This is a genomic window from Spirillospora sp. NBC_01491, from assembly GCF_036227065.1.
GTDB lineage: Bacteria > Actinomycetota > Actinomycetes > Streptosporangiales > Streptosporangiaceae > Spirillospora > Spirillospora xylanilytica.
On sequence record NZ_CP109432.1, the window covers coordinates 6,154,759 to 6,167,044 of the forward strand.

Sequence of the window (12,286 nt, forward strand, 5' to 3'; positions counted from 1 at the left end):
CTGAGATCCGGGCGCAAGAGCGGTCACCTCTTGACGAGTTAAAAGTCTGACCTTTAAGTTCGGGGTAGCTCCCGAACAGGGGCTGCACCGAGGAGGTACAGGTTGACCGTGCATGAGGCCCAGATCGGCCGGTACTACGAGGAGTTCGCCGTCGGCGACGTGTTCCAGCACCCGTTCGGCCGGACGATCGGCGAGACCGACAACACCTGGTTCACCCTGCTGACCCTGAACACCAACCAGAACCACTTCAACGCCGACTTCGCCGGCCGCTCGCCGACCGGCAAGGTCATCGTGAACTCGGGACTGACGGTGGCGCTGGTGCTCGGCCTGTCGGTGATCGACATCAGCCAGACCGCGCTGCTCAACCTCGGCTGGACCGACATCAAGCTCACCCACCCGGTGTTCGTCGGCGACACGCTCTACGCCGAGTCGCTGATCACCGACATGCGCGAGTCCGGCTCGCGGCCCTACGCCGGGATCATCACCGCGCGGACCCGCGGGCTCAACCAGGACGGCGACGAGGTCGTCTCGTGGGTCCGCACCGTCATGGTCTACAAGCGCGACGCGCCCAACGACAAGAACTACTTCCCGACGGCCAAGACCGGGCCGCTGACGGCATGAGGATCACCTACGGCCCGTGGGGCGAGACGCTGGACGAGCTGGTCGCCGCCGGACGGGCCGCCGAGGACGCCGGGGCCGAGGCGCTCTGGCTGCCCGAGCTGCACCGCAGCGCCACGATCTCGGCGGCGGCGGTCGCGGCGGGCACCTCCCGGGCCCAGGTCGGCACGGCCATCGCGCTCGCCTTCACCCGCAGCCCGATGACCACCGCGCTGGAGGCGCTCGACCTCGCCGAACTGTCCGGCGGACGGTTCGTGCTCGGCCTCGGCACCGGCGTGAAGCGGCTCAACCAGGACTGGCACGGCGTGCACTGGGAGCGTCCGGTCGCGCGGCTGCGCGAGACCGTGCGGATCATCCGGCACTTCGCCGCCAACGCCGGGTCCGGCGAGCCGATGGTGGTGGAGGGCGAGCTGGAGAGCCTGCGCGTCCGCGGCTACCAGCGGCCGTTCCCGGCGGTGCCGTTCCCGATCTACCTGGCCGGGATGGGCCCGGTGATGACCGAGCTCGCCGGGGAGATCGCGGACGGCTGGATCTCGCACGAGCTGTGCTCGCCCGCGTGGCTGCGCGAGCGCGCGCTCCCGCTGCTGCGGCCCGGCGTCGACGCGGTCGTGTCGGCGGCCTGCTCGATCGACGACGATCCGGCCGCCGCGCGCGGCCGGGCGGCGGGGCTGGCCGGGTTCTACGCCTCGGTCCGCACCTACGCCGACTTCTTCGCCTTCCACGACCTGTCCGCCGAGCAGGACACGGTGATCGAGGCGTTCCGGGCCGGCACCGGCGCCGACCACCTGGCCGCCGCCGTCCCCGACCGGATGGTCGACGCGCTCACCCTCACCGGCACCGCCGCGCAGGTCGCCGAGCGCGTCGCCGGGTACGCCGGGCACGCGACCACGATCAAGCTCACGCCCCCCACCCACGGGCTCGCGCCCGGGGAGATCCGGATCGCGCAGCGGCGGATCATCGACCTGATCAAGGAGCTCACATGAGGCCGCTGGAGGACGTGCGCATCGTCTCGCTCGAGCAGTACGGCGCCGGGCCGTTCGGCTCGCTGCACCTGGCCGACCTCGGCGCCGAGATCATCAAGATCGAGGACCCGCGGACCGGCGGCGACGTCGGGCGCTACGTCCCCCCGTACGCGCAGGACGAGGACTCGCTGTTCCACGAGGCCTTCAACCGCAACAAGCGGTCGGTGTCGCTGGACCTGACCACCCCCGCGGGCCGGGCGGTGTTCGAGGAGCTGGTCGGCGTGTCCGACGCGGTCTACTCCAACCTGCGCGGCGACGTCCCGGCCAAGCTCGGCATCACCTACGACGACCTCAAGCACCTCAACCCGCGGATCGTGTGCTGCTCGCTGACCGGCTTCGGGATGACCGGGCCGCGCTCCAAGGAGCCCGGCTACGACTACATCCTCCAGGGCCTGGCCGGCTGGATGGACCTGACCGGCGAGCCCGACGGCCCGCCCGCCAAGTCCGGCCTCTCGCTGGTCGACTACTCCGGCGGGTACGTCGCGGTGCTCGCGCTGCTGTCCGGGCTGCACGCCGCCCGCCGCGACGGCGTCGGGATGGACTGCGACGTCTCGCTGTACGACACGGCGATCTCGATGCTGACCTACCCGGGCGTCTGGCACCTCAACGCCGGGTTCACCCCGGCCCGGACGCGGCACTCCGCGCACCCGTCGCTGGTGCCGTTCCAGAACTTCCGCGCCAGGGACGGCTGGCTGGTCGTCGGTTGCGCCAAGGAGAAGTTCTGGCAGCGCCTCACGGTCGTGCTGGACCGGTCCGACCTGGCGGACGACCCGCGCTTCGCGACGTTCGCCGACCGGCAGCGCAACGCCGCCGCGCTGCTCGGCGAGCTGGAGCCGCTGTTCGCGACCCGCACGGTCGCCGAATGGCTGGAGCCGCTGTACGCCGCGTCCATCCCGTGCGGGCCGATCAACGACGTGGCCGCCGCGCTCACCGAGGCCCACACCCTGGCCCGCGACCTGGTCGTGGAGACCGAGCACCCGCGCTACGGCACGCTGCGGAACCTGGCCTCGCCGGTCCGCGTCGGCGCCGAGCCGCCCGCCTACCGCCGCGCGCCGCAGCGCGGCGAGGACCTCGCGCACGTCACCGCCGAGGTGCTGGGCCTCACCGAGGAGCGGGTCGCCGAGCTCACCGCCGCGGGCGCCTTCGGCCCGGAGGCGCGGGCATGAGCCCCGCCGCCCGCGACCTGGCCGCCTGGGCCCTCGGCCTCCGCCTGGGCGACGTGCCCGGGGACGTGCGCCGCGCCGCCACCCGGCACGTGCTCGACGCGCTCGGCTGCGCGGTCGCCGCCGCGCGGAGCGGCGCGGCGGACCCGGCGGTGCGGACGGCGCGGGCGCTCGGCGGCACCCCCGAGGCGACCATCCTCGGCCAGGCGCCCGGCACCGGACGCGTCTCCCGCGCCGAGGCCGCGTTCGCCAACGGGGTCCTCACGCACGCGCTCGACTTCGACGACACGCACGCGGGCGGCCTCGTCCACGCGTCCGCGCCCGTCCTGCCGGTCGCGCTGGCCGAGGCCGAGGCGCTCGGCCTCGGCGGCGCCGACCTGCTGCTCGGCGTCGTGGCCGGCCTGGAGACGCTCTGCCGGCTCGGCGCCGCCGCGCCGCACGGCTTCCACGCGCGCGGCCTGCACGCCACCTCGGTGTGCGGCGTCGTCGCCGCCGCGCTGACCTCGGCGCGGATGCGCGGGCTGACGCTCGACCAGACCACCGACGCGCTCGGCATCGCGGGCAGCCAGGCGGGCGGGCTGCTGGAGTTCCTCAACACCGGCGCGTCCACCAAGCAGCTCCACCCCGGCTTCGCCGCGCGCGGCGGCGTGCTCGCCGCGACCCTCGCGGGGTTCGGCGCGACCGGCCCGGACACCGTGATCGAGGGCCGGTACGGCCTGTACGGCGCGCTGCTGGACCGCCGGATCGAGCCGGCCGCGGTGCTCGCCGGGCTCGGCGAGCGGTGGGAGCTGACCCGGATCACCGTCAAGCCCTACCCGGCCTGCCAGCTCATGCACGCCCAGCTCGACGCCGCCCGCGGGCTGCACGGCGCCGCCGTCGCGAGCGTCACCGCCGAGGTGCACCCCGACGCCGCGTCCATCGTCTGCGCCGAGGGCAAGGAACGCCCCCGGACCGCCTACGACGCCAAGTTCAGCCTGCCATGGAGCGTCGCCGCCATGATCATCGACGGCGAGGTGACCGCGGCGACCTACGCCGTGATCGACCGGCCCGAGGTGCTCGACCTCGCGTCCCGGATCCGCACCCGGGTCGTCGACTTCGGCGGCGCCGCCGCCGACCAGCCCGGCCGCCTGCGCGCCGTCACCCGCGATGGCGAGGAGCTCGTCGCCGAGGTGCCGCGCAGCGGCGGCGGCCCGGACGACCCCGACATCGAGGGGACCGTCCGCGGCAAGGCGCTCGCCAACCTCGGCTCCGCCGAGCGTGTGGACCTGATCCTCGGCCTGCCCGACCTGGCGTCGGTCCGGCCGCTGCTGACCGCATTGGAGGAAGCGTGACTGTTCGCCTGCCCGCTTACGCGGGGACCATCGGCGGCGCGTACGAGAAGGCCGTCGCGGGGCTGACGGCCGCCGGCGCGACCGCGGGCGACATCGTGCACGTCGTCGAGTATGCGACCGCCGCCGCGCTCGGCGCCTACGGCGACGTCGAGGCGGCCCGCAGCGCCGCGATCGGCGGGCACCGGGCGCCGGTCGCGACCGTCGCGGTGGAGGCGCTGCCCGGCGGCGAGGACCTCGCGGTCGAGCTGACCGCCTACCCCGGCGGCGGCGAGCTGATCGAGGCGGCGCCGGACGAGGGCATGCACCGTGGCGCCCTCCGCGTCGCCGGCGGCATCGTCTACCTGCCGAGCATCCACCCGCGCGGCGGTGACTTCCGCTCCCAGTACCGCCAGTGCCTGGAGCAGGCCGGCGAGCTGCTCAAGGCCGCCGGGCTCGGGCTCGGCGCGCTCGTCCAGACCACCGACTACACCGCGAGCGCGACCCGCGCCGAGTACCCGCGCTGCGGGCGCCCGCGCAAGGAGCTGCTCGGCAGCGAGGACGGCGTCTTCCCCGGCGCGGCGGGCATCATCGTCGACCAGCCGGTGATGCCGGGCGCGATGGTCTCGCTCGACGCGATCGCCTCGACCATGCCGCTCCGCACCGTCAACCCGGGCTGGAAGCGGTACGACACCCTCACCTACAAGCCGGGCGTCGCGGCGGGCGACACCCTGTTCATGTCGGGCTTCGGCGCGCTCGAACCGGCCACCCAGAAGGGCATCTTCGACGGCGACCTGCTCGCCCAGGCCGAGTACACCTACGCCGCCATCGCCGCGACGCTCCGCGAGGCGGGCCTCGGCGACCGTCCGCCCTACGGCTGCGTGACCCGGCTGGTGGAGTACATCACCCCCGCCGCCGTGGAGCGGTACGCCGAGGTGGCCGAGATCCGGCGCAGGTACTTCGGCGACACCCCGGCGATCTCCGCGGTGGTCTGCACGGCGCTGCTCCGCCCGGACTTCATGATCGAGGTCGTCCCGACGGCGGTGTTCCCGTGAGCCTGCTGACCGACGAGATGCGCGCGCTGGTCGGCCGCGAGGTCGTCTACACCGCGCCCGAGGAGCTCGGCCGCGCCTCGATCCGCTACTTCGCCGAGGCGGTCGGCGACGCCAACCCGCTCTACACCGACGAGGCGTACGCGCGCGAGCACGGCCACGACGGGGTGATCGCGCCGCCCACGCTGATCTTCGAGACCAACCAGTACACCGGGCTGCCCCGGGACGGCGACGGGTTCGCCGGGCACATGTGGCACCTGGACGTGCCCGGCACCCGGCTGGTGCGCGGCGGCAACGCCTACGCGTTCCACCGGCCGGTCCGGCCCGGCGACGTGATCACCGCGACCTGGCGGATCACCGACATCACCGAGCGGGTGAACGCCAAGGGCCTGGCGATGCTGATCGTCACCTCCACCGCCGCCTACGCCGACCAGCGCGGCGAGCCGCTCGCCACCAACGAGGAGACCCTGATCTACGTGGAGATCGCATGACGGCCGCCGCGGTGCGGGCGGGGGACGCGCTGCCCGAGCTGGTCCGCCGCATCGAGCTCGCCGACATGGTCGCCTACGCGGGCGCGACCTGGGACTGGCACCGGCTGCACTACGACCCCGCCTACCTGGAGCCGCGCAAGCTGCCCGCCCCGGTCGTGGACGGCCAGGTCTTCGGCGCGCTGCTCGCCGAGCAGGTGCAGGACTGGCTGGGCCCGTCCGCGCGGCTGCGCCGGCTGAGCTTCCGGTTCACGAACCTGGTGTTCGCGGGCGAGACCGTGCGCTGCTCCGGCACCGTCACGGCGGTGGACGGCGGCCTGATCACCGTCGACCAGCGGGTCGAGGTCGTCGAGGACGGCCGCGTCGCCGTCGCCCCGGCCACCACCGAGGTCGAGCTGGGCACGGTCGCGTCCGGCACGGTCGCGTCCGGTGAGGCCGCGCCGTGACCGTCGCCATCGTCGGCGCCGCCGAATCCGACCTCGGCGTGACCGGCGCGTCCATCCTCGGGCTCCAAGCCCAGGCGATCACCCGCGCGCTGGACGACGCCGGGATCGCGCTCGGCGCGGTCGACGGCATCGCCACCACCGGCGTGTCCCGGTTCTCGGCCACCCAGATGGCCGACTACCTGGGCATCCAGCCGTCCTGGACCGACTCGACCTTCGCCGGCGGGTCGGCGTTCGAGATGTTCGTCGCCCGCGCCGCGCAGGCGATCGACGCCGGCCAGTGCTCCACCGTGCTGATCACCTTCGGGTCCGACCAGCGGTCCGCGCGGTCCCGCTCGCTCGGCGGCGCCGGCGAGGCGCACACCCCCGAGGCGATCTTCGAGGCGCCGTACGGGCCGCTGTTCCCGATCTCCTACTACGCGATGGCCGCGCAGCGGTACCTGCACGCCTACGGCGCCGGGCGCGAGCAGCTCGCCGAGATCGCCGTGGCCGCGCGGGAGTGGGCGCTGCTCAACCCCAAGGCGTTCCGGTACGGCGCCGGGCCGCTGACCGCCGCCGACGTGCTCGCCGCGCCGATGATCTCCTCGCCGCTGACCACCGCCGACTGCTGCCTGGTCACCGACGGCGGCGGCGCCGTGGTGCTGACCTCGCTGGAACGCGCTCGCGACCTGCGCAGGCAGCCAGTCGTCGTGCTCGGCTACGGCGAGTCGACCACCAACACCAGCATGACCGGCGCGGACGACCTGCTGCGGCCCGGCTCGTTCGACTCGGGACGGCGCGCGTTCGCGATGGCCGGGCTGGAGCCGTCCGACGTGGACGTCGCCGAGGTCTACGACTCGTTCACCATCACCGTCCTGCTGACCCTGGAGGGCCTCGGCTTCTGCGCGCCCGGCGAGGCCGCCGGGTTCGTCGCCGGCGGCCGGATCCGGCCCGGCGGCGACTTCCCGCTCAACACCAACGGCGGCGGCCTGTCGTACTGCCACCCCGGCCAGTACGGGCTGCTGCTGCTCGTCGAGGCGGTCCGGCAGCTCCGCGGCGAGTCCGGCGACCGGCAGGTGCCGGACGCCGAGATCGCGCTCGCCCACGGCACCGGCGGCATCCTGTCCAGCCACGCCACCGTCCTGCTGGGAGCGGACCGATGATCGAAGACGAGTGGTGGGCGGCCACCGCGGACCGCCGGCTCACCGTCCAGCGGTGCCGGGCCTGCGGCCACGCGCAGCACTACCCGCGCGAGCTGTGCACCGGCTGCGGCGGCACCGACCTGGAGTTCACCGAGGTGTCCGGGCACGGCACCGTCGACTCCTTCACCGTCGTGCACCGAGCCCCCTCGCCCGCCTTCCAGGCGCCCTACGTCCTGGCTCGGGTCCGGCTCGCCGAGGGCCCGATCCTGCTCACCCACCTCACCGGACCCGGGCCGTGGGCCTGCGACGAGCCGGTGCGGGTCGGCTGGCGGCCACTGCCGGACGGCCGGCACCTCCCCGTTTTCGAAAAGGACGCCTGATGGACTTCGAGCTGAACGACGAGCAGCGGCTCTTCCGCGACACCCTGCGCGACTTCGTCGACCGCGAGATCCGGCCCGTCGCCCAGGAGTGGGAGGCCACCGACCGGTACCCGACCGAGATCGTCGAGACGATGAAGGACCTCGGCCTGTTCGGGCTCACCGTGCCCGAGGAGTACGGCGGCCTCGGTGTCGACATGGTGTCGTTCGCCCTGGTCTTCGAGGAGATCTCCAAGGGCTGGATGGGCATCGCGGGCATCCTCGGCAGCCACTCGCTGGCCTGCTGGACGATCGCCAGGCACGGCACCGAGGAGCAGAAGCGCCGCTTCCTGCCCGACCTCGCCGCCGGGCGCCGCCGCACCGGCATCGGCCTGACCGAGCCGGGCGCCGGCACCGACCTCCAGGGCATCACCACCACCGCGCGCCGCGACGGCGACCACTACGTCATCGACGGCCGCAAGACCTGGATCACCAACGCCCGGCACGCCGGCATGCTGCCGGTGCTGGTCAAGACCGACCCGGCCGCCTCGCCCGCGCACCGCGGCATGTCCGTGCTGCTCGTCGAGGACGGCTTCGAGGTGCTGCGCGACCTGCCGAAGCTCGGCTACAAGGGCACCGAGTCCTGCGAGATCGTCTTCGACGGCGTCCGGGTGCCCGCGGCGAACCTGCTCGGCGGCACCGAGGGCCGCGGCCTCCAGCAGGTGCTGTCGGGCCTGGAGACCGGCCGGATCAACATCGCCGCTCGCTCCCTCGGCATCGCCCAGGCCGCCTACGACGAGGCGCTGAAGTACGCCGCGCAGCGCGAGGCGTTCGGCCACCCGATCCACGACTTCCAGGCGATCCAGCTCAAGCTCGCCGAGATGGCCATCAAGGTCCAGGCGTCCCGGCTGCTGGTCTACTGGGCCGCGTCGCAGGCCGATGCCGGCAACCGGATCGACATGCAGGCCGGCATGGCCAAGACCTTCGCCAGCGAGGCCGCGATCGAGTGCGCGCTCACCTCGATGCAGGTGCACGGCGGCTACGGCTACTCCAAGGAGTTCGTCGTCGAGCGGCTCTACCGGGACGCGCCGCTGATGAGCATCGGCGAGGGCACCAACGACATCATGCGCACCGTCATCGCCAAGGCGCTGACCTCCGGCAAGGAGACGATCGGTTGAGAACCGCCCTCTACGTCCCCGGCGACCGCCCGGACCTGCTCGCCAAGGCGCTCGGCGGCACCGCCGACGAGCTGATCGTCGATCTGGAGGACGCGGTGCCGGTCGCCGCGAAGGAGCGGACCCGCCGCGACGTCGCGGCCTGGCTGCGCACCCTGCCCGCGCGGCGCCCGTTCGTCTCCGTCCGGATCAACCCCGGCGAGCCCGGCCACGCCGACGTCCGCGAGATCGCCGGACCCGGGCTGGACGGCCTCTGCGTCGCCAAGACCGAGAGCGCCGCCGAGCTGGACGCCCTCGACGCCGTCCTCACCGCCGCCGGCGCGGACGGCCTGCCGGTCGTCCCGCTGCTGGAGTCGGCCGCCGCCGTCCTGGCCGCCCCCGCGATCGCCCGCGCGCCCCGCGTCGTCCGGCTCCAGCTCGGTGAGGCCGACCTGACCGCCGACCTCGGCGTCACCCCCGGCCCGGACGAGTCGGAGCTGCTCTGGGCCCGCTCGCAGGTCGTCGCGGCCGGCGCCGCGGCCGGCCTGGAACCGCCCATCGGCCCGGTCTCCACCGAGTTCCGCGATCTGGAGGCGTTCCGGGCCACCACGCTCCGGCTCAAGCGGCTCGGCTTCCACGGCCGCGCCTGCATCCACCCGGCGCAGCTCGCGGTGGTCGCCGAGGTCTTCACCCCCACCCCCGCCGAGCTCGACCGGGCCCGCGCGCTGCTGGCCAGGTACGAGACCGGACTCGCTGCGGGGTCCGGCGTCTTCGTCGGCGACGACGGCCGGATGGTGGACGAGGCCGTCATCCGCGCCGCCCGCCGCCTCCTGGCCCACTGATCACGTCGACGTGCCGCGGTCCCGGGTCGCCTGCTGCGCCGCGGCGGCGATGCGCCGGCCAAGGTCGGTGACGAGTTCCGGATCGGGGCCGACCCAGCTACTGAAACGGCCGCCGATCGCCTTGGTGAGGAGGGCGGCGCGCCGGTCCTTCGGGACGCCCTGGTGGGTGAGGAACCACGCGAGCACCTGTTCGCAGTGCACGTACCAGGCGTCCGCGGCCCCAGTCCGCTCGACGACGTCCGTCACCAGGGTCGTGACCGCGCGCTCCCACGCCGCCGAACGCTCCCGGGGCGAACCGGCCGGAAGCGCCAGCGCGTCGAATCGGGCGGCCAGGGTCTCCAGCCAGGTCCGCCAATCGACCAGCGCGGCCTCGACCATCTCGGCGTGGGTCATCCCCTGGGGCCGGTGGGAAGTGCAGCACCAGGAAGTCACCGGCCCGCCGCTGAACCCCCGGGTCCAGTCCCAGGCGCAGGCCCAACGCCCGAACCGGCGGACCAGGGCCCGCGTTTCGTCGTCCGCTCTGCCCGCCGGTACCCCGTCGATGGTGGCGGCGACGCGCTCCACCGCGAACGGGTGACGGGCCGGATCGACATCGGCCCAGGTGAGTTCCCAGGGGCTGGGGGTGGAATCACTGATCATCCGCACAGTATTCGCGTCGCGGCGCCGATGAGCCAACCGACGAGGACCGGCCCGCCGGGGCCAGCCCTCCGGGTGGTGGTGCCTCCGGCAGCGCCGCCCTACGGCCTGTCCGACCTGCCGCTTAGGCTGGACATGGAGGTGACGCCCATGACCGATCAGGACGCGACGCTCCGGCTGCGGGAGATCTGCCTGTCCCTGCCGGAGGCGACCGAGAAGCCCTTCGGCGGCCACACCGCCCCGTCCTACCGCGTCCGCGACAAGCTCTTCGTCATGAGCGTCGAGGACGGCCGTTCGATCACCTTCAAGGCGGGCCCCGGTGTCCAGGAGGCCCTGGTCGGGTCGTCCCCCGAGCGCTTCTTCGTCCCCGCCTACGTCGGCCCCAAGGGCTGGGTCGGCGCCCGCCTCGACGCCGACCACGACTGGGACGAGCTGGCCGAGCTCATCGAGGACAGCTACCGCCTGATCGCCCCCAAGCGCCTCACCAGGCTCCTCGACGACCCGCCGGCCGGACCGGCCGCCCCGCATCCCTAGCGGCGGCGCGCTGAACCCCCTGTTCCTGTTCAAATCGTGACCCCGAGGTCCGGCCCCTTCCGTGGCCCTTGTCTGGAATGATCCGGTCGGGACGGTGCTGGTCGACGATGGGGTGCGGTGATGGATCCTCTTCAGCCTGGTGATCCGGAGAGCGTACGGGGGTACCGGCTGCTCGGGCGGCTGGGCGTCGGGGGCATGGGGCAGGTGTTCCTCGGCCGGTCCGCGGGCGGACGGCCGGTCGCGGTCAAGCTGGTGCGCCCCGAGTACGGAGCCGACCCGGCGTTCCGGCGGAGGTTCGCCGCCGAGGTGGAGGCGGCGCGGCGGGTCGGCGGGTTCTTCACCGCCCAGGTCGTCGACGCCGATCCGCACGCGCAGCGGCCCTGGCTGGTCACCGCGTACGTACCGGGCCCGTCGCTGGGGGAGGCGATCACCGAACACGGCCCGCTGCCGCCGGTGGCGGTACGGGTCCTCGGCGCGGGTCTGGCCGAGGGGCTCGCGGCCATCCACGACTCCGACCTGGTGCACCGCGATCTGAAGCCGGGCAACGTGATCCTCGCCGCCGACGGGCCGCGGGTGATCGATTTCGGGATCGCCCGCGCGCTGGAGGGCCTTTCCGGGACGTCGACCGGGGCCGTCATCGGCACCCCGTCCTACATGTCGCCCGAGCAGGCGCGCGGCGTCCGGGGCATCGGCCCGGCCAGCGACGTGTTCTCGCTGGGATCGGTGCTGGCCTTCGCGGCGACCGGCGCCGCCCCGTTCGGCGCCGACCACCCGACCGCGGTGCTGTACCGGATCGTCCACGAGGACCCCGACCTCTCCGGGGTGCCGGGTGAGATGCGCGACCTGGTGGCGGCCTGCCTGGCCAAGGATCCCGCGGGACGTCCGGCGGTGGCCGAGGTGCTGCGCGAATGCGCCGAAGACGACCCGCCCGGCGATTGGCTGCCGCAGCCGGTGTCCGCCATGGTCACCGCCGCCGAGGCGCCGCCCCCGCAGCGCAGGGGGCTCGCCCGGCTGTTCGGGGCGCGCCGCCGCCCCGCACCGGACCGGACGGCCGCCGACGTCCCCGACACGACCCGGGGCCGGATCGAGAAGGGCTGGAACGGCCTTGAATGGGGCGCGACGGTCGCCCAGTTCACCGCCCGGTTCCCCAAGGCCGCCAAGCGCAACGGCGAGTGGTGGCTGACCGGTCTCGGACCGGAGTCGTTCTGCGGCCTGGTGATGGACGCCCAGTACGGCTTCAACGACCGCGACGAGCTGTACATGGTGACGTTCATCCCCGAGGTCGGAGACCGGGAGATGCTGCCGGTCGCCGCCCTGAACGAGCTGGGCGCGACCGACGACACGACCACCACCTGGACGGTCGGCGACGTCGAGGTGTCCGTCAAGGTCGCGGGCATCGTGGCCACGCTGATCCACCGGCGCTTCGCCCCCCGCTGACGCGGACGGCTCCGGTCGAACCGGGGGCCGGCGCGCGACGTCCTAGAGCGAGCATCACTCTCGCCGCAGAGCAGCAATCCTGTGGCATTGCGGACATTGCAGGAAAGCTGTGA

The 12,286-nt window shown here is 73.8% G+C and carries 14 protein-coding genes; 13 read left to right on the forward strand and 1 reads right to left on the reverse strand.

Annotation, left to right across the window (positions count from 1 at the left end; genetic code table 11):
- Positions 1-108: 108 nt before the first annotated feature.
- Genes OHA34_RS28630 through OHA34_RS28680 form a run of 11 tightly spaced genes read left to right on the forward strand, consistent with a single transcriptional unit; the run spans position 109 to position 9,566 of the window.
- The gene (locus OHA34_RS28630) at positions 109-621 is read left to right on the forward strand and encodes a MaoC family dehydratase (RefSeq protein ID WP_285938627.1); all 513 of its coding nucleotides are present in this window, start codon (positions 109-111) and stop codon (positions 619-621) included.
- Positions 618-1,601 (forward strand): LLM class flavin-dependent oxidoreductase, encoded by a 984-nt coding sequence (locus tag OHA34_RS28635; protein ID WP_285938324.1) that lies wholly within the window; start codon positions 618-620, stop codon positions 1,599-1,601. Before OHA34_RS28630 ends, OHA34_RS28635 begins: the two co-directional genes overlap by 4 nt.
- Positions 1,598-2,806: a CaiB/BaiF CoA transferase family protein gene (locus tag OHA34_RS28640; protein WP_285938323.1), complete on the forward strand. Its 1,209-nt coding sequence runs from the start codon at positions 1,598-1,600 to the stop codon at positions 2,804-2,806. Before OHA34_RS28635 ends, OHA34_RS28640 begins: the two co-directional genes overlap by 4 nt.
- On the forward strand, positions 2,803-4,134 hold the full coding sequence (locus tag OHA34_RS28645) for an MmgE/PrpD family protein (protein ID WP_329519464.1): 1,332 nt from the start codon (positions 2,803-2,805) through the stop codon (positions 4,132-4,134). Before OHA34_RS28640 ends, OHA34_RS28645 begins: the two co-directional genes overlap by 4 nt.
- Entirely contained in the window at positions 4,131-5,165 is a 1,035-nt protein-coding gene (locus tag OHA34_RS28650) for a RidA family protein (RefSeq protein ID WP_329519465.1), read from the forward strand. The genes OHA34_RS28645 and OHA34_RS28650 overlap by 4 nt, the downstream gene beginning before the upstream one ends.
- The gene (locus tag OHA34_RS28655) at positions 5,162-5,653 is read left to right on the forward strand and encodes an FAS1-like dehydratase domain-containing protein (RefSeq protein ID WP_285938319.1); all 492 of its coding nucleotides are present in this window, start codon (positions 5,162-5,164) and stop codon (positions 5,651-5,653) included. Before OHA34_RS28650 ends, OHA34_RS28655 begins: the two co-directional genes overlap by 4 nt.
- Positions 5,650-6,096, forward strand: coding sequence for a MaoC/PaaZ C-terminal domain-containing protein (locus OHA34_RS28660; RefSeq protein WP_285938318.1), 447 nt, complete (start codon positions 5,650-5,652; stop codon positions 6,094-6,096). The genes OHA34_RS28655 and OHA34_RS28660 overlap by 4 nt, the downstream gene beginning before the upstream one ends.
- The gene (locus tag OHA34_RS28665; protein ID WP_329519466.1) at positions 6,093-7,235 is read left to right on the forward strand and encodes an acetyl-CoA acetyltransferase; all 1,143 of its coding nucleotides are present in this window, start codon (positions 6,093-6,095) and stop codon (positions 7,233-7,235) included. The genes OHA34_RS28660 and OHA34_RS28665 overlap by 4 nt, the downstream gene beginning before the upstream one ends.
- Positions 7,232-7,594 carry a Zn-ribbon domain-containing OB-fold protein gene (locus tag OHA34_RS28670; RefSeq protein WP_329519467.1) on the forward strand — a complete coding sequence of 121 codons (363 nt, stop codon included), beginning with the start codon at positions 7,232-7,234 and terminating at the stop codon, positions 7,592-7,594. The genes OHA34_RS28665 and OHA34_RS28670 overlap by 4 nt, the downstream gene beginning before the upstream one ends.
- Entirely contained in the window at positions 7,594-8,748 is a 1,155-nt protein-coding gene (locus tag OHA34_RS28675) for an acyl-CoA dehydrogenase family protein (protein ID WP_285938314.1), read from the forward strand. Before OHA34_RS28670 ends, OHA34_RS28675 begins: the two co-directional genes overlap by 1 nt.
- Positions 8,745-9,566: an HpcH/HpaI aldolase/citrate lyase family protein gene (locus OHA34_RS28680; protein WP_285938313.1), complete on the forward strand. Its 822-nt coding sequence runs from the start codon at positions 8,745-8,747 to the stop codon at positions 9,564-9,566. Before OHA34_RS28675 ends, OHA34_RS28680 begins: the two co-directional genes overlap by 4 nt.
- Here the strand turns inward: OHA34_RS28680 and OHA34_RS28685 are convergent, their stop codons facing one another.
- Positions 9,567-10,205 carry a hypothetical protein gene (locus OHA34_RS28685; protein WP_329519468.1) on the reverse strand — a complete coding sequence of 213 codons (639 nt, stop codon included), beginning with the start codon at positions 10,203-10,205 and terminating at the stop codon, positions 9,567-9,569.
- A gap of 147 nt (positions 10,206-10,352) precedes the next feature.
- On the opposite strand from OHA34_RS28685, the gene OHA34_RS28690 reads away from it, so the two are divergent.
- Both OHA34_RS28690 and OHA34_RS28695 read left to right on the forward strand, forming a co-directional pair.
- Positions 10,353-10,736, forward strand: coding sequence for an MmcQ/YjbR family DNA-binding protein (locus tag OHA34_RS28690; RefSeq protein ID WP_285938310.1), 384 nt, complete (start codon positions 10,353-10,355; stop codon positions 10,734-10,736).
- A 120-nt stretch (positions 10,737-10,856) separates the two neighbouring features.
- On the forward strand, positions 10,857-12,173 hold the full coding sequence (locus OHA34_RS28695; protein WP_285938309.1) for a serine/threonine-protein kinase: 1,317 nt from the start codon (positions 10,857-10,859) through the stop codon (positions 12,171-12,173).
- Positions 12,174-12,286: the final 113 nt, after the last annotated feature.